This window comes from Companilactobacillus muriivasis, from assembly GCF_036246245.1.
Taxonomy (GTDB): Bacteria; Bacillota; Bacilli; order Lactobacillales; family Lactobacillaceae; genus Companilactobacillus; species Companilactobacillus muriivasis.
This window is the reverse complement of the sequence record NZ_BTTQ01000016.1, coordinates 1-18582: the sequence shown is the minus strand read 5'-3', so window position 1 is coordinate 18582 and position 18582 is coordinate 1. Positions and strand designations below refer to the sequence as shown.

Annotated in this window: 15 protein-coding genes; 8 read left to right on the top strand and 7 right to left on the bottom strand. The window is 38.0% G+C overall.

The window, feature by feature from the left end; translation table 11 throughout:
- Positions 1-715 precede the first annotated feature (715 nt).
- Positions 716-1816, bottom strand: a complete 1101-nt coding sequence (locus tag AAA923_RS12140; RefSeq protein WP_338217466.1) for a M24 family metallopeptidase — start codon at positions 1814-1816, stop codon at positions 716-718.
- Between the two features lie 172 nt (positions 1817-1988).
- Here AAA923_RS12140 and ccpA point away from each other — a divergent pair, with 172 nt between their 5' ends.
- Positions 1989-2990 carry a catabolite control protein A gene (gene ccpA / locus AAA923_RS12135; RefSeq protein ID WP_338217464.1) on the top strand — a complete coding sequence of 334 codons (1002 nt, stop codon included), beginning with the start codon at positions 1989-1991 and terminating at the stop codon, positions 2988-2990.
- Positions 2991-3726: 736 nt separating this feature from the next.
- Here the strand turns inward: ccpA and AAA923_RS12130 are convergent.
- The 4 genes from AAA923_RS12130 to AAA923_RS12115 form a co-directional block, all read right to left on the bottom strand.
- Entirely contained in the window at positions 3727-4032 is a 306-nt protein-coding gene (locus tag AAA923_RS12130; protein WP_338217462.1) for a hypothetical protein, read from the bottom strand.
- 232 nt (positions 4033-4264) lie between these two features.
- Entirely contained in the window at positions 4265-7003 is a 2739-nt protein-coding gene (locus AAA923_RS12125) for a transglycosylase domain-containing protein (RefSeq protein ID WP_338217460.1), read from the bottom strand.
- Between the two features lie 675 nt (positions 7004-7678).
- Complete coding sequence (gene pepV, locus AAA923_RS12120) at positions 7679-9076, bottom strand: dipeptidase PepV (RefSeq protein ID WP_338217458.1); 1398 nt, start codon at positions 9074-9076, stop codon at positions 7679-7681.
- Between the two features lie 65 nt (positions 9077-9141).
- On the bottom strand, positions 9142-10572 hold the full coding sequence (locus AAA923_RS12115; protein ID WP_338217456.1) for a glycerophosphodiester phosphodiesterase: 1431 nt from the start codon (positions 10570-10572) through the stop codon (positions 9142-9144).
- Positions 10573-11229: 657 nt separating this feature from the next.
- Here AAA923_RS12115 and AAA923_RS12110 point away from each other — a divergent pair.
- The 6 genes from AAA923_RS12110 (at position 11230) to AAA923_RS12085 (ending at position 15882) form a co-directional block, all read left to right on the top strand.
- Complete coding sequence (locus tag AAA923_RS12110; protein ID WP_338217454.1) at positions 11230-11565, top strand: hypothetical protein; 336 nt, start codon at positions 11230-11232, stop codon at positions 11563-11565.
- Positions 11565-12182 carry a metallophosphatase gene (locus tag AAA923_RS12105; protein WP_338217452.1) on the top strand — a complete coding sequence of 206 codons (618 nt, stop codon included), beginning with the start codon at positions 11565-11567 and terminating at the stop codon, positions 12180-12182. Before AAA923_RS12110 ends, AAA923_RS12105 begins: the two co-directional genes overlap by 1 nt.
- A gap of 325 nt (positions 12183-12507) precedes the next feature.
- Entirely contained in the window at positions 12508-13875 is a 1368-nt protein-coding gene (locus AAA923_RS12100) for a bifunctional metallophosphatase/5'-nucleotidase (protein WP_338217450.1), read from the top strand.
- Between the two features lie 9 nt (positions 13876-13884).
- A complete protein-coding gene (locus AAA923_RS12095) occupies positions 13885-14508 on the top strand; it encodes a YutD family protein (protein WP_338217448.1) in 624 nt (207 codons plus the stop codon).
- Positions 14505-15281 carry a TIGR01457 family HAD-type hydrolase gene (locus tag AAA923_RS12090; protein ID WP_338217446.1) on the top strand — a complete coding sequence of 259 codons (777 nt, stop codon included), beginning with the start codon at positions 14505-14507 and terminating at the stop codon, positions 15279-15281. Before AAA923_RS12095 ends, AAA923_RS12090 begins: the two co-directional genes overlap by 4 nt.
- Complete coding sequence (locus AAA923_RS12085) at positions 15274-15882, top strand: TIGR01906 family membrane protein (protein ID WP_338217444.1); 609 nt, start codon at positions 15274-15276, stop codon at positions 15880-15882. Before AAA923_RS12090 ends, AAA923_RS12085 begins: the two co-directional genes overlap by 8 nt.
- A gap of 273 nt (positions 15883-16155) precedes the next feature.
- On the opposite strand, the gene AAA923_RS12080 is transcribed toward AAA923_RS12085, so the two are convergent.
- Both AAA923_RS12080 and AAA923_RS12075 read right to left on the bottom strand, forming a co-directional pair.
- Complete coding sequence (locus AAA923_RS12080) at positions 16156-16797, bottom strand: DedA family protein (RefSeq protein WP_338217468.1); 642 nt, start codon at positions 16795-16797, stop codon at positions 16156-16158.
- A gap of 93 nt (positions 16798-16890) precedes the next feature.
- Positions 16891-17883, bottom strand: coding sequence for an NAD(P)/FAD-dependent oxidoreductase (locus AAA923_RS12075; RefSeq protein WP_338217442.1), 993 nt, complete (start codon positions 17881-17883; stop codon positions 16891-16893).
- 79 nt (positions 17884-17962) lie between these two features.
- On the opposite strand from AAA923_RS12075, the gene AAA923_RS12070 reads away from it, so the two are divergent.
- Positions 17963-18349 carry a CvfD/Ygs/GSP13 family RNA-binding post-transcriptional regulator gene (locus AAA923_RS12070; RefSeq protein ID WP_041501565.1) on the top strand — a complete coding sequence of 129 codons (387 nt, stop codon included), beginning with the start codon at positions 17963-17965 and terminating at the stop codon, positions 18347-18349.
- Positions 18350-18582 lie beyond the last annotated feature (233 nt).

Sequence of the window (18582 nt, the reverse complement as noted above, 5' to 3'; positions counted from 1 at the left end):
AAAACGCCACAAGAACTCTTTGCTAGTTCCTGTGGCGCTTAAAGACATATTTATAAACTTCAAATACTGATATCACTTGGATTCAATTTATTTTGTCCAAGTGGCTAACTTGTTATTGAAATTTTCGTAAAGATTAATTTGTAAATTTATAGGATTTCAACTTTTAAATAAGAGTTGAGGTCTTTTTTATTTGGGGGCCGCCTCCGTGTGACAGTAAATGCAGTTCTGCTATGGGGACCGGTCCGAGCCAGAGTGCGGTCTCGAACCTCGATTTTGAGCCGAAGCTCGCGTCTCAAAACTCGTCCCGTGGTGTAAGGGATAAATCCCTAACGCCACCTCCATTGCAGACTGCATTTACTGTCACACTCCGGCTAGGTTGTTTCCTGTTTGATTAGTTGTTATAAATATTTAAAATATTGTTATGCGAAAAAAAGACAAAACACTGTATTATCAATGTTTTGTCTTTTTAGATTTAAGTAATTGAAACTTCAAAATTTAGATGTTACTAAATGGTTAGTTAAAATCCAATGAGTCGGAAGAGATGAGAATATTCACCCGCTGTGGAAGTGGCGTTATGGCTTTAGCCATTACACCACCGGGCGAGTTTGGAAACTTACCGGTCTGTGGTAAGGCTTCAAACTGAGATTCGAGACCGCATTTGGCTCGGATCGGTCCGCATAGCAGGTGAAATATTCTCATCTCTGGAGACGGTCCACTAGTCGATATATTGCAATTCTTTACTTGTATGTGTAAATGGTTCGCAACCATCTTCTGTGATATAAACACAATCTTCAATTCTAACTCCGGCAACGTTTGGAATGTAGATTCCGGGTTCGATTGAGAAGCACATGCCTGGTTTCAATTCCATGTCATTGCCTTCCATGATTGAAGGAAATTCGTGTTCTGATGCTCCCATACCATGTCCCAGACGGTGGATGAAGTATTCACCATAACCAGCTTTAGTAATGATGTCACGTGCAACTTTATCTAGTTCAGCGGCGGTGATACCAGGCTTTGCGGCATCCATTGCTGCATATTGAGCTTCAAGATCGACTTTGTAAATATCGAGTGACTTAGCATCCGGTTGACCGAAGGCTACAGTTCTTGATGAATCACTGATATAGCCGTTGTGAACTGTTCCAAGGTCAAAGAGGATTAATTCATCACGTTTGATTGGTGTCTTCTCAGGGCCGCCATGTGGATTAGCAGCGTTGGCTCCGGCTTGAACGATAGTGTCAAAACTCATGTGCATGACACCTTTTTTCATCATAGCGTATTCGATTTCGGCTACGACTTCTTGTTCTGTACGGCCTTCTTTAATTGCTTTGAAAGCAACTGAGAAAGCAAAGTCAGCTTCATCACCAGCAGCCTTTAGTTCAGCAATTTCTTCTGGAGTTTTGATAAGCTTGGCATTTTCCATGTAACGTGAAAGGTTAACTGGGAATTTAGCGTCAGGGAATTGTTGTCTCAAAGCTTCAAGCTTTTGAACAGACATATTATCCTTTTCGATACCCCAGTTGACGGGTGAGCCAGCAACATCTTTGATATGACCAGCCATCAAAGCAAATGGATCTTCATGATCGAGATAACCAAAGACATCTTTATCCCAGCCAGCATCCTTAGCAGCTTCAACTTCAAGTTGTGGCGCAAACATAAATGGGTCTTTGTCTGGGAAAACGAGTAGTGCAAGAATACGTTCTACTGGGTCGCTGTAAAAACCAGTAAAATAGTTAATATCTTCGGGGCTTGAAATATATGCAGCATCAAGTCCGTTTTGTGCTAAATACTCTTGTAGTGCAATTAATTGTTTCTTCATGAAAATACTCCTTTACGACGATATTTATTAGTAGTATATCACTGAAAATGATTTTCTTTTTGAAAAAACGTGAAAACATATACCAATGATACAGAAACCGCTTGCAAAATGTAAAGATGTTTGATAAATTAGAGATAATTAATGAAAATATTGTTTGAGAGAGTGAATATTAATGGAGAAAAAAGTAGTAACAATTTATGACGTAGCCGAAGCTGCCAACGTTTCTATGGCCACTATTTCTCGTGTAGTCAATGGTAACGCCAATGTAAAGGAAGAAACTAGAAAGCGTGTTTTGGAAGTAATTGATCGTTTAAATTATCGTCCAAACGCTGTTGCCCGTGGTTTAGCAAGTAAAAAGAGTACAACAATTGGTGTAATTTTGCCTGATATCACTAACTTGTATTATGCATCATTAGCTAAAGGTATCGATGATGTTGCCTCAATGTACAAATACAATATCATTCTAACTAGTTTGCAAGAATCAGTTGGCGATGAAGAACAAATCTTGAATAATTTGCTATCAAAGCAAGTTGATGGACTCATTTACATGGGCAAGCAATTGTCTAAAAAGTTGAAGCGCATCTTAGCAAACTCAAAGACACCAATCGTTTTGGCTGGTTCAGTCGATAAAAATAATGAAAGTGCCAGTGTAAACATTGATTTTACTGATGCTGTTGCCAGTGTTGTTGGTCAATTAACACAAAATGGTCACAAGAAGGTTGCCTTTGTTGGTGGCAGTCTTGAAAATCCTATCGATGGCAAGTATAGATTAGACGGTTACAAGAAGGCTTTGAAGAAAGCTCACTTGAACTTCTCATCTAATTTGGTATTCGAAGCTGAATATTCAGTTCGTGCCGGCGAAGCTATCTGGGATGCAATTCACAGTAGTGGTGCTACAGCCGCTTACGTTACAGATGATCTTCTAGCTTCAGGTATTTTGAATTCAGCTGTTAAAGCTGGAGTTAAAGTTCCCGATGACTTTGAACTTGTAACAAGTAATGACACAATTCTTTGTGAAGTAACTCGTCCAAAGATGAGCTCAATCGAAGAACCATTGTATGATATTGGTGCCGTTGCTATGCGTCTTTTGACAAAGATGATGAACCAAGAACAAATTGATGACAACACAATCAAGTTGCCATACAGCATTGTTAAACGTGGTTCAACTAAGTAGTTGAAATTAAATTAGAATTTTCAATCATTAATTCAAAATTCATGGATCAGGTAACTTCAATTGTTGGGGTTACCTGATTTTTTTATCTGAAAATGTGTTTAGAATAATCATTTTATTCTAAGACTGAACGTGTATTGAAGGAGGCCGTTTCCAGAGCTGAGAGTATTCATCTACTGCGTGGCACGGTTCGAGCCAAAGTGCGGTCTCGAACCTCGGTTGAGGCCTTTTCAAGGTCCGAAAAGTCTCCAACACGTCCGGTGGTGTAATTGCTAAAGCAATAACGCCACTTTCGCGGCGGATGAATACTCTCAGCTCTTCCAACTAATTTGTTTTTTAATTGGATTTAATGTTCTAATTAAGACGTCTGACGGTCTAAATAAATTATCATTAGTGTTACTACAACAAGAGTTATGTCTAATTTTGTCGTTCAACTTTAAATTGTTAAGTATTATATTGAGAATCGTTTAGTAATCATATGTATTCATAATCCACTGAATGATTAGATTAACTGAACCATCAGAAAAAAACTAGCCTCAGGTTGAAAAAAACAGTCCGCAATGGAGTTGGCGTTATGGCTTTAGCCATTACACCACGGGACGAGTTTGGATACTTGCCGAACTTTGGCAAGGATTCAAATCGAGGTGCGAGACCTTGGCTCGCGCCGGTCCCCATAGCAGACTGCTTTTTTCCAACCTGAGGCGGCAAGTACACAACAAAAAAAGCCTAGAAATTTTCTCTAAGCTTTCTTTTTGGAAGTTTTACGTTGTTTATGTAGTTCCCAGATAATTACGACTATATAGCCAAATGCGACTAGTGAGAGGCCACCAGTTACAACTGAACTTAATTCATAGGGTAGGTTGATAAAGCCGCCTAAGATTGAATATAGCGTGTTAACTAGGACTATAGATGCTAATGTTAATGATTTGTCCCAAATTTTAATATTATGTTTGATTTTGTAACTGATAACGTAAGCTATAAATGCGATTAGAATTATTGCTACGATATAAAGTGTGTTTTGTAAAAAGCTTGGACTGAAGTACATAAGTAATCTCCTTAAATCTTAAAGTAACGTTCTCATTTTATCATAAGAAAAGCCCCAAGGTCTGAATTTGTATGTTCTGACCTTGAGGCTTTATTTATTTGTATATTTGCAGTGGCTCTAAAACGAGTTCCAACAGGGCAACTCCTTCCGCTTTTCATATTTAAGCAAATCACACGCAAAATCAGCGTGCAATTCACTTAAGTACGAAAATTGACCGCCCTTGCACCACTCTCTAAGCACCGGTTGCTGGTGTCTCACCCGCATCAGCACCGCCACCAGCAGTACCTGTATCGCCAGTTCCAGATGATGTTCCACCTTCAGAACCGGTTGAACCTGTATCACCAGTATCGGTTGATGTTGAACCACTTCCGGCACCTGAACCTGATCCAGATCCAGTACCTGTTTCAGATGAACCATTTGAGGTTGTTGAGTTGGTTTGACTATTGCTGCTGCTTGTTGATGATGAAGAATTGTTAGTTACGACTTCGGATGATTCATTGCTATTAGTGCTGTTACTGAATCCTGAAGTACGTCCACTACCATTTTCATTGGCCAATTCGTCAGCGGATTTGTCATTTGAACCAATCTGCTTAACCACAGCATAACCATTGCTACGACCAAAGTAATTATCCCAGAATAGTTTATAATTCTTCGACTTGCCACCGACAGCAAATTCATCGTATGACATATTCTTAGGACTACCTTTATAGAATAAGGAGTTGACCGTGTGTTGGTTAACTTTCGTTGTAATACCGTTGTAGCCGATCGAACCGGTGTATGTACCAGTTTCTTTATCAACCTTATAAGATCTAACACCTTCAGGCTTATTGAAAGCTTCTTTAGTCTTAAAGACGCCCTTATCTTCTTGGTATACGGCATTAGCCATCTTCGCCCAGAGCTCTTGGTTAATATCGGTTGAATTACTTGCTAGGTTGTAATTATTGCCATAGAAGTTATCATAACCGATCCATGAAGCCATTGTGACACCTTGAGTACTACCGATAAACCAGTTATCACGATAATCATTTGAAGTACCAGTTTTACCAAAGAGGTTCTTAGTATTAAAGTTAGCTTCGTATGATAGGGCAGAGGCAGTACCTTTTGTAACGACTCCATGTAACATGTTCTTGATAATGTAAGAAGTTTGTTTACTGAAGACACGAGTATTAGAACCCTTGTGTTTATAAATTGTCTTACCAGCAGGATCGGAAACTTTAGCAACAACGTAAGGGTCAACGTGGACACCTTTATTGGCAAAAGTCGAGAAAGCACTAGCTTGTTGAAGTACAGTTACACCATTTTCAGTACCACCCAAGGTAATACCTAATTGGTTGTATTCCTTGTTAGATAAGTGAATCCCCATCTTCTCCATATATTTCTTAGAGTGAACACCATGTTGTCTGATGTAGTTATATAAGTTAACTGAAGGAATATTATATGATTCTTCCAAAGTTTCTCTAGCTGAGACGAAACGATTTTGAATAGTTTCACCATAGTCAGTTGGAGAATACTTGTTAAATGAAGTCTTGAAATCGGCCAACATTGTTTGTGAACCAATCAAACCATTTTCGATTGCAGGTGCAAAGGTGATTAATGGCTTAATCGAAGAACCAGGTGAACGTTTTGTATCAAACGCATGGTTCAATTGTGATTTCTTGAAGTTAACACCACCAACGAATGCTAGAACTTGACCAGTTTTGTTATCAAGTAAGACCGAACCATTTTGAACTGGTTCTGATACTTTGACAGCTTTACCAGTTGTCGGATCAGTTGCATCGTCAGAGTGAACGGTTCCCAAGTTACCCTTAAATTGTTGGGCTTGATCGTTCATCGCTTCATATAATTTCTTATCAACGGTACTGTAAATCTTGTAATTCTTGTTGTGTAATTCATTGTCAGCTTGTGTTGAGTAGTTCTTGTATAGATTTTCATCTTTAATGACATCGCTGTACTTAACACCATCGTTCTTGGCTAAACGTTTGATCAAAATTGTGCGTGCCTGTTCAGCTAGGGTGTTGTATAAATAGCCATACTTGATTTCTCTGCTGCTTAATTTGGCAGGCTTTTGGAAATCAGATTTCAAATCAAACTTGCTGGCAGCGTTGTATTGAGATTCGGTGATTTGATTGTCACGATACATTCTATACAAAACGATATCTTTACGTTTCAAGCCTAGACTAATATCGTCTTTAACTCGACCACGTAAATCGTATGGCGTATAGATTGAAGGACTTTGTGGCAAACCAGCGATAAAGGCTGATTCGGCCAAATTCAAGTCACTGGCATTTTTACCAAATAATCCTTGAGCGGCAGCTTGCACACCTTGAATATTTTGGCCCTTATTATTACGTCCAAAGGTTGCGGCGTTCAAATAATCTTGCAAAATCTCTTGCTTGCTGAAGTATTTATCAACACGCATAGCTAAGAAGATTTCGACGGCTTTACGTTTCCAAGTCGTTTCAGATGATAACATCTGCATCTTAACCGTTTGTTGTGTCAAAGTTGATCCACCAGTTTGCGCACCGATACCAGTAACGTCAGAAATTACGGCTCTAAAAATAGACTTTGGAACGACACCTTTGTGACGGTAGAAGTCACTATCTTCAGTGGAGACGATAGCTTTCTTCAAGTAAGGAGACATCTCTGAAAGGGAAATTTTCTTACCTTCAAGGTCCTTTTGGAGACTTTCAACTTTTTCGCCATTGGCAAAATATAAAGTAGCTGAATTATTAACATCTTGAAGTTCAGTTTGCATTTGATGTTTGGTTGGTACATCCACTTGATTAGTTAAAGCAGAAACATAGCCCATACCTAAACCGATTGCTAAACTCATAATAATCAACAACCCGGCGAGCGAGTAAAGGATTATCCTGCGAATAACTTCAATCGTTAGATTAGCTTTCTTAGCAAAATCAGACCAGCTCTTGATACTTTTGAAGCTGTCGACAATGCTATTCCATAAATTTTTCACTTTTAAATAAGCTCCCTTAAAAAGTTACATACCGTAATTATATAATAAAATCGATTTAGAAGTGTAAAAACAAAAAAAGTTCCGTAGAAAAGTACTTCCACAGAACTTTTTGATTCTTTGATTAAGGCTGTTTGTAGGCCGTCTACAGGGATGAGAATATTAACCTGCTATGCGGACCGGTCCGAGCCGAAGTGCGGTCTCGAACCTCGGTTTGAAGCCTTGTAAAGTTCAACAAGTCTCCAAACTCGCCCGGTGGTGTAAGAGCTAAAGCTCTAACGCCACACCCACAGCGGGTTAATATTCTCATCCCTTCCGACTAATTTAATTTATTTTGATACAAATACTTTAGTCATTGTTTTTATTGGTTGATGGTTGAAGATTCTTCCATACAGCCGTTGATTTAAATATTTAAACATTCTAGTTTTAATTAAAAAAACAGAAGATGATGTTTGATTCTTGATTATAAAAACCCAAACTAGTTGGAAGAGCTGAGAGTATTCATCTGCAGCGAAAGTGGCGTTATTGCTTTAGCAATTACACCACCGGACGAGTTGGAGACTTTCCGGTCTTTGGAAAGGCTTCAACCGAGGTTCGAGACCGTACTGTGGCTCGAACAGTGCCGCGCAGCAGAATGAATACTCTCAGCTCTGGAAACGGAATACTTCAATAAAACTACTACTTAATCAAACGGTAAATGGCATCTGCATAAATAGCAGTCGACTTCATTAGCTTATCGAGATTAATATATTCGTTAGGTTGGTGCATGACATTTTCGTCACCAGGGAACATTGCACCGTAGGCAATACCATGTTTTAGGATACGTCCATAAGTACCACCACCGACTGTAAATGGTTCGGTGTCGTCATCTGTGTGATCACGGTAGGCTCCGACAAGTGCTTGAACCAATGGATCATCTGCAGCAACAAAGTGTGGTAATTGGTTGTGTCCTTCAATAGCGGCGGAAACATTTTCTGGTAAGGCTTTGTTAATCTTGTCAGTCAATGTGTCGCCTGTGTCACCTTTTGGATAACGGATATTTAACAAGATGTTAGCTTTGTCAGCATTGTATTCATAAATGTTAGGTGAGAGTGTTAATTCACCCATGACATCATCTTTGTTGGCAATACCTAAGTGTTTGCCGGCAAAATCTAAGTGTAAGTCATTGGCAATAAATGAGAAGTAAAGTTTTTCACTATCATTCAAGTCAAAGGCAGTTAGGAATTTAGCTAGGTAAGTTGCGGCATTGATACCATTGTATGGTTCCATGGCATGAGCGCCTTTACCAATAATCTTAACTGAGGCAATGTCGTCTGTAACAGTTACACTACCTTTGATTTCAGGATTTGCTGCTAAGAAGTCGTTAAGGTTAGCTTTAACATCTTCAACAGAAACTTTAGTCAAATCAAGATCTGATTCAGCATTTTGAGGAACCATGTTGGGTCTGATTCCGGCAACAAAGTTTTTAACTAAGCCAATAGTTGGTGTTGGGAAAGTAACTCTGAATGAGACGATTCCTTTTTCACCGTTGATAGCAGGGAATTCAGCGTCAGGTGAGAAACCAGTTTCTGGTAAAGTTTCCTTTTCCATGTAGTGGTTCATACCGACCCATTCGCTCTCTTCGTCAGTTCCTAAAATCAATTGGGCATTCTTGCTTGTAGGTAAGTTAAGTTCCTTGATGATTTTCATAGCGTAGTAGGCAGCTAAACTAGGTCCTTTATCATCTGAAGCACCACGAGCATAAAAGTTACCATCTTTGATAACTGGTTCAAATGGGTTAGTGTTCCAACCTGGTCCTTCAGGCACAACGTCCACGTGAGCTAAAATAGCGATGGCATCGTCACTATCCCCAAGTTCAATTCTTCCGGCAAGATTGTCGACGTTTTTAGTTGCGAAACCATCACGATCTGCAAAGTGTAAAAATGTTTGTAGAGCTTTTGCTGGTCCAGGTCCTAGTGGATAATCGCTAGTCTTGTGTTCTGTATCTCTAGAACTATCAATACTTACTAATTCAGAAAGATCATTTATCAGTTCATCTGAACGATGTGAAACTTCCTTTTCCCAATCTATAGACATATATCTTTGACCTCCACACGAGTTTTTTATATTTTACCAAAGGTTGACCTTAAAGGCTAATCTACCTAAATTTTATTTATGGAATCGTTGTCATTATTAACCGAGAAATTAATATAAAAGTTGTTGATTTCTCGGATTAAACTGGCGTTTTTTAAACTTTGGTCGCTAATTGGTTTAAAGTTTGCAAAATCCTGTAATAAATCAATATTTTTGATTCTTTGACCACGAGGTAAGTCTTGATAACTGTCCAATGAATTATTTCCAAAATATGATTCAGGATTCAGTTGAATCAAAACATTATGAGCGTTGATCCAGCCATTTTTTAACTTGAGCCAAGTTTGTGTACCATACTTTTGAATCGTAATGATACGTTGAGGCTTGTTGGCTTCTAAACGATTGACGATTGAATTTGAATCGGTCGGATCACTATATAGGAAGTTATCTGGCTGTTGATTACGAAAGACTACTTTAGCACCAAAATACTGACGCAAATCACGCAAGGCATATTCAGAGTTAAAGCCAGTCGCGTTAGCAAATTTATTTTCGCCAAGTTGAACATATTTTTCGCCATTAAATTTAATAATATTAGTGATGTGATAGCCATCAAGTGGATTGACGGTTTTGCCAGTTTTAATTAAACGATAAGGATTTTCATAAATAGTTTCTTTTTGACTGCTCATGTAATAGACATTCTGATTGAGTGCTTCAGATTTCGACTGATCCTTGAGCTGACGATATTCGTTACCAGTAGCAGGGTAGTTGGTGACCACACCATCAATTGGCATATTAATCAGCGTATTCCACTTCTTAGGACTCTCATTCATTTCATCCCAAACGTAAATGCTCTTACCCATGAAATGCATCGTATCAATAATTTGTGGCGTAACAATATTAGATGACACATTAACGCCAGTAACGTATTGCAAAATATCGAAATTGATTCGTTTAGTTGTACCAGCAATGAAAATCCGAGGGATATCAGGCATCAGTTGAGCTTCATTTTCCAAACTCTTAGTTGAGAAGGAGTGGAACATAACACGCCCTTGCATGCCATAAGTATCGATAACTTGTTTGAGCAAGGCTTCCATATTTTGTGGATTACCTTTTTTAGTCTTTTTAGTTTCAATCAAAAATTTAGCCTTAGGATTGTTTTTGTAATGTTCAAAGACTTGGTTCAAACTATGAATAGGCTCGCCATTTTTCTGATTCAACTGAGCTAGTTCAGAGAAGTTGTGTTGCGATACAATTTCTGAAGTACCAGTAACACGCTCAAGGTCTCGGTCATGAGAAACAACTAAGACATTATCTTTAGAAACGTGCAAATCGAGTTCAACATAATCGGCACCTTCAGAGAAAGCTTTATCAAAACTCTCAAATGTTTCTTCGGGAGCATTGATTGGATCGCCACGGTGACCAATGACGGTGAAACCACTAGCAAAGATAAAAATAAATAATGCTAGTGATATTTTTAAAAGATTGAAACTTTTTGAAATCATAATTAACTCCCTAAGTTTTTAGATATTATATACTGTAGTAAGGCTGTTGTTTAGGCCGCCTCTGGTCGCCAGGAATATAGTCCGCTATGAGGACCGGTTCGAGCCAAAGTGCGGTCTCGAACCTCGATTTTGAGCTTCGCAAAGTACGCGAATCTCAAAACTCGCCCTGTGGTGTAAGAGCTAAAGCTCTAACGCCACCTCCACAGCGTACTATATTCCTGACGACCGGAGGCTAGTGTATTTTGGACTTTAAGTTTGTACTTGATATTAGTATATGTATCTAAAATAGTAAGTGGTGTTGGTTTTATTGCCAATATTCTAAATTTACCAATAATTACAGTTGTTATTCCAGAAGGACTAAAATAGATATGAATATTGTTTTATTGGAAGCAATTGTAATCTATTCAGTATATATTAAAACAGCACTGAATGATTATTATTAATATAAATGAAGGAAACAAATTAGTCGGAAGAGCTGAGAGTATTCACCAGCAGTGGGAGTGGCGTTATGGCTTTAGCCATTACACCACCGACGTATTTTGAGATTTGCGGTTTTTGCAAAGCTCAAAATCGAGGCGCGAGACATTGGCTCGCACCGGTCGCACAGCAGGCGAAATACTCTCTGCTCTGGAGACGGCAAGATGTGAGGTATTAAGAATGGACAATGAGAAACAGACGTTAGATATAATTGAACAAATTACTCGTAATGATGGTACTAAGTATTATGAACTTGCTGATATCGTTATGAATGGTCGTGCAGAAAAGGCTGCCGAACTTGGTATGATTAAAGAAGTTAGAATTTTGAAACTTAACATTCCACACTCTTCAGCGGTTTCTGTCTACGAGGATTACGTCAACGCAAATTATACAGTTCCACCAATGAATTTAAAAGAATGGGTTGAATACAAGAAACCTGAGGGTAAAGTTCGGGATGCATTCAATGAAATCTTAAAAGCTAACCGAATAATTTCAAAGGAAGATAACGCTGAATAATGAATTATTTTATAGCTGATACACATTTTTATCATTATCAATTATTAGAGCCTAATAATTTTGCACCACGTCACTTCGGTAACGTTGATGAAATGAATCAGGCGATGATTGATACTTGGAATGCTCGTGTTGATGAAAATGACCGAGTTTATCATTTGGGTGATATTTCGATGCGCCCACAGAATACGCCAACCGATGAGGAAACTTATGATATGTTGCGCCAATTGAATGGGCATATGACTCTGATCAAAGGTAATCACGATTATCGTTCACTCTTTAAATTTTTGGATAAGCACAATGAAACAATGTCCGATGGCAAACCTAGATTTGAATTTGAGGATGTCGGGTCATTGTTGAAGTTTGATCATCATCAATTCTATTGCACCCACTATCCAATGCTTTTGGGAAAAGTCGATAAGATCATCAATTTGCACGGACACATCCACCATTATGCGGTGCCAATTGCTGAAAATATCAATGTCGGTGTCGATGCGCCTGAACGTGATTATTTGTCAGAAGATTTGCCATGGGGTTCACCTTTACGTGGTGAAGAAATTTTGGAAATGTATGCTAAGAAGCAAAAGGATATGGCCAGATTACAACATGATGCTAGATGATGGCCTGTTACAAATATCTCATCGACTAAAACGATTTGAATGTAAATGTTTTTATATAAACTTACATTTCATTATTACCGATTAACTAGTCGGAAGAGCTGGAAAATATTTGTGTGCCGTGGAAGTGGTATAAGTACGGGAGGCTCCTCCCGTACTTATACCACCGGACGTGTTTGGAGACTTGACGAACTATGTCAAGGCTTCAAACCGAGGTTCGAGACCGTTCTTTGGCTCGGACCGTTCCACACAGCTTGAGAATATTTTCCAGCTCTGTAGACGGCATATTTAACTACATACGGAAATATTACAGAGAAAGTAGGATATTATGGAAAAAATTCAGATAGTTCATACGAATGATTTACATTCTCACTTCGAAAACTTTCCACGACTTGAACGTTTCATCAACCAATCACGTCAAAATAGTCAGGCTGATGATTTCTATTTGTTCGATATTGGGGATGCCATGGACCGCGCTCATCCTTTGAGTGAGGCTACCAATGGTCAAGCTAATATCGAGTGGATGAATCCACTGCATTATGATGCGGCTACAATTGGTAATAATGAAGGTTTAGGGAATAGTCATGAGCATTTGGAACATTTGTACGACCATGCTAATTTTCCCGTTATTTTAAATAATCTCTACGAAAAAGAACCAAACCGTTTGGCTGACTTTGCAGAACCGGCTAAGATATTTACAACTAAGAAGGGTACAACGATTGGTGTCATGGGTTTGACGGCACCATATATTTTGACGTATCCACTGCTGAATTGGGACATCAGATTGATTCAAGAAATGTTGCCAAAGTCTTTGGAATTGGTTAAAGATTGCGATGTCATAATTTTGCTATCACATTTAGGTGTGTCGATGGATCGTCTGATTGCCAAGAAGCATCCTGAAATTGATGTCATCATCGGAGCTCACACGCATCATCTATTTCCAAAAGGTGAAATGGATAATGGAGTGTTATTAGCAGCTGCCGGTAAGTATGGTCAAAATGTCGGAACCATTAATATGGAACTTGATGACCAGAAGAAAGTTACGGCTAAATCAGCTTTTACAGTTGCAGCATCAACTTTGGCGGAACAACCAGAAGATGCAACTTGGATAAAGCACCAATTCGACAAGGGTGAAACTTTGTTAGACCAAAAGCAGGTTGCTAATTTGCCAGAAACTTTGAGTGTCGATTATCAAGCTAAGCATTCCATTATGCAAGAGGCGCTGAATGCAGTGCAGGATTATGCCCAGACTGATGTGGCAGTTTTGAGTTCTGGACTATTCTTGGAAGATTTGCCAAAGGGTATTGTGACTGAGAAAAACTTACATGATGTCTTACCTCACGCAATTCACGTTATGAAAACAACCATGACCGGCGACAACGTTTGGCGTTTAGTGATGGAAATGGAAAAGAATCGTATGTATTTACGTAATCATATGCAAAAAGGAATGGGTTTTCGTGGTAAGATATTTGGCGAACTAGTTTATCGTGGCATTGAGATTGACAGCAAACGCAATGTTTATATAAACGGTGCAGAATTAGATAAAAATCAAGAGTATACTTTAGCTTTGTTGGATCACTACTTATTTGTACCTTATTTCCCATCAATTGAGATTTCAGGTGACAATGAAATTATGTATCCCGACTTTTTGCGGGGCGTATTCGGTGATTACTTAAGCAAAAAATATCCGATTTGAGGTGATTACTTGCAGGAAATTGAGGATAACACCGCTACTACTAAATTAGTCGATGTAATCAAACTAGATGATAATTTGATTTCAATCGACAAAACGCAATATCGAATAGTAGAAGACCATGATAATGGTTTTAGTGAAGAAAGAATTGAAGAACGTTATAACAATGTTCTTGAAAAATATGATTATATTGTTGGCGACTGGGGTTACGATCAGTTGCGCTTTAAAGGATTTTACGAAGACGAACGAAATGAAAGTACGTTAGAAAACCGTATTTCTCATTTGGAAGATTATTTGTTGGAGTATTGTAATTTTGGTTGTGCTTATTTTGTCTTGGAAAAGGTCAAGAAAGCGCCATTGAGAAACAATCATCGTAAAAATAATAGTCATGGTACTAACAGCCATAGTAATAACCACAGTACTAATGGAAGAAACGCTAACGGTCATAATACGAATACTACGCATAAATTCCGGACTAGAAAGACGCATACTAAGGCAGAAATTAAGCCTAACAAGCCACATAATAATCAACATAAGAAAAATAAGGTTTCCAAACGTCGAACGAATAGTACTAAGAAGACTACTTCGGCCAAGAAGACTTTTAAAATTAGAAAAATAGGTGAGAAGAATAAATGAAGTATCAAACATATTTAATTGATTTAGATGGAACAATGTATCGCGGTAAGGACAAGATTCCTGAAGCTAAGGTTTTCATCGACAACTTAAACAATGCGGGAATCAATTATTACTACTTAACGAACAATACAACCAAAACCCCTCAACAAGTGGCTGATAATTTAATGAACAATCATCAAATTACAGCTAAGGCTGAGCAAGTTTTGACACCATCATTAGCTACTGCAGCTTATATTCAAAATATGTTTGGTGACGATATAGAAAATCACAGTGCTTATGTAATCGGTGAATACGGTTTGAAGAGTGCTGTCTTTAGTACAGGTATCAAGTTAAATGAGGTCGATCCCGATGTTGTTATTGTCGGATTGGACTATGACGTTACGTATCATAAATTTGAGTTAGCAACCCTAGCAATCAAGCGTGGGGCCTTCTTTATTGGAACTAATGCCGATACTAACTTGCCTAATGAACGTGGACTTGTGCCTGGCGCTGGTTCCGTAATTTCACTAGTTGAAACTTCAACTCAACAAAAGGCTCACTATATTGGTAAACCAGAACGTGACATTATTGACTTTGCTGCCAAAGCTCGTAATTTTGATCCTAAGAAGGCTGTCATGGTCGGCGATAACTACAATACTGATATTAAGTGCGGAATCAACGCTGGTGTCGATACTCTTTGGGTAAATACTGGTGTCAGCACACACGAAGATATCGATAATGCGCCAATCAAGCCAACTCATCAGGTAGAAAGTCTGGATCAATGGGATGTCTAACTCACAAAAGGATCTTTTGTACACTGTTGCATTAGCATTCTTTTTGTTAACAGCAGCTATTACGGTAACTATCTTTGCCAGTTATCCGCTGTTTGCGTTTGATATTAAGCATTACAATCTAGACCAAATTGTCGAGATGAAGTACGGCACGATTATGAAAAACTATATGCAGATGATGGATTATTTGATAAATCCATTCAATTGGCACTGGCATTTGAGTGACTTCGGTTCCTCAGCAGCTGGTCGGCTGCATTTTCTCGACTGTAAAAAGCTTTTCTTATTGAATTTTGGAGTCTTTATTATTAGCGGTATTATAGTAGCTAAGTTTCATAAGATTCGTGCACTATTCAATCGAATCTTTTTGTGGATTGGTATCTTTGGAATAGTTTTGGCAATTTTAATGTTGCTGAATTTTGATGAATTTTTTGTGATTTTCCATGAAGTACTCTTTCGCAATAGTGATTGGTTATTTGATCCAAATAAGGACCCAGTAATCAATATCTTGCCAGAAGACTTCTTTACACAGTGTTTTGTCCTATTCTTCGTAATTTTTGAAGGACTGAACTTTTGGAAATCTAGACAGAAAAAGGTTAGAAATTAACTATTATTAAGAACAACTAAAAACAGTAATCCTATTTTGATAAGGATTACTGTTTTTGTTTTTTTCAATATATGACGGTCAAAAGATAAGCATAGTTAAAGGGATGCAAAGACGTTTTATAATAAAATTGTGGGGTTATATATCAATATAATTAAATTAGTCGGAAGGAGTGAGATTATTCACTCGCTGTGGGTGTGGCTCGATCCGGTTCGCATGGCAGGTAAAATATTCTTACTCCTAGAGATGGCAAACAAAAAAGCCTAGGACAAATTCCTAAGCTTCTTTCTTTTTTCTATTTTTGATAGCTGTGATTAAGATAGGAACTAATGAAACAATCACGATACCAATGATAATCATCGAGAAGTGATCTTGCACAACTGGAATGTTACCGAAAAGGTGACCAGCAGCCGAACAAACTAATACCCATAAGAAAGCACCGATGAAATTGAATTTCAAGAATGTTCCGTAATGCATTGTTCCACTACCAGCAACGAATGGTACGAAAGTTCTAATTAAAGGGATGAAACGTCCAATGGCGATTGTTTTACCACCATGTTTTTCAAAGAAATGATGCGCTTCGTCCAAGTGATCTTTATTGATAAGTTTGCCGAGGTATTTATTCCTCGTCGCGTATTCCCCAAAATGTTCACCAATTTCATAGTTCAATGAATCTCCTAAAACAGCAGCAGCTAGGAAAATCAGGAACATCAACCAAGAAATCAATCCATATTTAGGATTAGCAGCTAATGCCATTGCCGCAAAGATTAGAGAATCTCCGGGTAGAAATGGTAGGATAACAACTCCGGTTTCAATAAAGATAATCAGAAATAGTATTAAATATGTCCACAAGCCGAAATTATTTACGATATTGACCATGTGGTGATCAATGTGCAAGATAAAATCAACCAAACCCATTATGTAACTCAATCAATCAACTCCAGAATTCAAATTAAACTTCATTATACCAGCATAACTTAAAATAACTTTAAAATTAATGGAAATTAAAGATTATTTCTCGAAAATAGAAGTACTGTGTTCGAAGTAGTTCTTGTCTGGGTAAAGGTTACGCAAGGCTTTTGTCACTGCAATCGGACCTTCAGCAAAGGCTGTGGCAATCAATTGCAACTTTCCAGGGTAAGTTACGATGTCGCCGATAGCAAAGACATTTGGTAAATTGGTTTCCATTTCTTGGGATACTTTGATGAACGGGCCATTTAATTCAACGTTCCAGTCATGAAGTATCTTGGAGTCAGACACGAAGCCATAATTGACCAGTAGTTTATCTGCAGTCACGACTTTAATTTCATCTGACTTAATCATTTTTAATGTAACATCAATTTTGTCGTGATTGTCTGGGTTGTAGTTAAGCCCTTTGATGATATATGGATTGAGTTGTTCAACACTAGATTGTTCCAACTTAGCAACACTTGATTCCATAGCGCGATACTTATTGCGGCGGTGAACTAGGAAAGTGTGTTTAGCAATGTTGGAAAGGTCAATCGACCAGTCAACGGCAGAATCTCCACCACCAGCAACTATGACATCTTTATTCTTGAAAGATTCAATACTATTGACGAAGTAATCGAGATTGTTTTCTTCTATAGTAGGATCATAGTCGAAAGTTAACTTACGAGGTTTGAAAGCACCATTACCGATAGCAATAATAATAGCTTTAGTATAGATGGTTTCATTATTAGTAGTCAGTTCCCAAATGTCATCTTTTCTATCTATAGAAGAAACAGATGTATTAAGGTATTGATCACAGTTCATAATGTCCAATTGTTCGTTAAGCTGTTTGGTTAAGTCAGTACCGGATATCTTAGGGAGTGCAGCCACATCGTATATATGTTTCTGAGCATAAAGTGTTTCCGGTTGACCGCCCAATTTTGGTAAACTTTCTATTAAAGCTACCTTTAAATTTCGCATACGGGCGAAGTAGGCTGCAAACATACCAGCAGGACCACCGCCGATAATTGAAATGTCATAAATTTTGTCATTCATAATCTTAGTCACCATTTTCTGTTATATAATCTATAGATACATTGTTACACATTTAAAATTCAAATCGGGAGGAAAGCTAATGCGAATTGGAGATAAACTAACTGGAACCATCTCTGGTATTCAATCATATGGAGTTTTTGTAAAGCTAGATGATGAGTATCAAGGCTTAATCCATATATCGGAATTGAAACATGGCTTTGTATCTGATCTTAATAGTAAGTACAAAGTCGGAGATAAGGTTAATGTAATTGTAATGGGTATTGATGAATACAATCAACAGATAAGTTTATCAATGCGAGCATTGCAGCCAGAGAAGATAGGAAGACCCATTTTACACAAGCATTTCTGGACAGATTATCGCAATAAGATAGGCTATAAGACCATTGCAATGCATAAAGATGCCTGGGTAAAGGCCGCTTTAAAGCAGATTTCAGAGAAAAATGAAAAAAATTCAACTTTTTTGTAAAAAAGGGTTGCGCACACTTAATCTAATTGGTAATATATATCTTGTTGTTGCGACAGATGACAACGGCGTCAACGGATTCAAGCTTAATTGCTTATCCGATTCGCCTTTAATTATTTTAAAAAAGTTCTTGACTTGGTCTTGTAACTTCGATATGATAATTAAGTTGTCTGTTAGATGACTCCTAACAATTTATCATTTGTTTGATAGATTGTTAGAAAAATTATTTTAAAAAG

Coding starts and splice junctions, on each gene's coding strand:
- AAA923_RS12070 (WP_041501565.1), top strand. CDS start 17,963: ATGCGAATTGGAGATAAACTAACTGGAACCATCTCTGGTATTCAATCA.
- ccpA (WP_338217464.1), top strand. CDS start 1,989: ATGGAGAAAAAAGTAGTAACAATTTATGACGTAGCCGAAGCTGCCAAC.
- AAA923_RS12090 (WP_338217446.1), top strand. CDS start 14,505: ATGAAGTATCAAACATATTTAATTGATTTAGATGGAACAATGTATCGC.
- AAA923_RS12130 (WP_338217462.1), bottom strand. CDS start 4,032: ATGTACTTCAGTCCAAGCTTTTTACAAAACACACTTTATATCGTAGCA.
- AAA923_RS12075 (WP_338217442.1), bottom strand. CDS start 17,883: ATGAATGACAAAATTTATGACATTTCAATTATCGGCGGTGGTCCTGCT.
- AAA923_RS12085 (WP_338217444.1), top strand. CDS start 15,274: ATGTCTAACTCACAAAAGGATCTTTTGTACACTGTTGCATTAGCATTC.
- pepV (WP_338217458.1), bottom strand. CDS start 9,076: ATGTCTATAGATTGGGAAAAGGAAGTTTCACATCGTTCAGATGAACTG.
- AAA923_RS12140 (WP_338217466.1), bottom strand. CDS start 1,816: ATGAAGAAACAATTAATTGCACTACAAGAGTATTTAGCACAAAACGGA.
- AAA923_RS12100 (WP_338217450.1), top strand. CDS start 12,508: ATGGAAAAAATTCAGATAGTTCATACGAATGATTTACATTCTCACTTC.
- AAA923_RS12115 (WP_338217456.1), bottom strand. CDS start 10,572: ATGATTTCAAAAAGTTTCAATCTTTTAAAAATATCACTAGCATTATTT.
- AAA923_RS12080 (WP_338217468.1), bottom strand. CDS start 16,797: ATGGGTTTGGTTGATTTTATCTTGCACATTGATCACCACATGGTCAAT.
- AAA923_RS12110 (WP_338217454.1), top strand. CDS start 11,230: ATGGACAATGAGAAACAGACGTTAGATATAATTGAACAAATTACTCGT.
- AAA923_RS12105 (WP_338217452.1), top strand. CDS start 11,565: ATGAATTATTTTATAGCTGATACACATTTTTATCATTATCAATTATTA.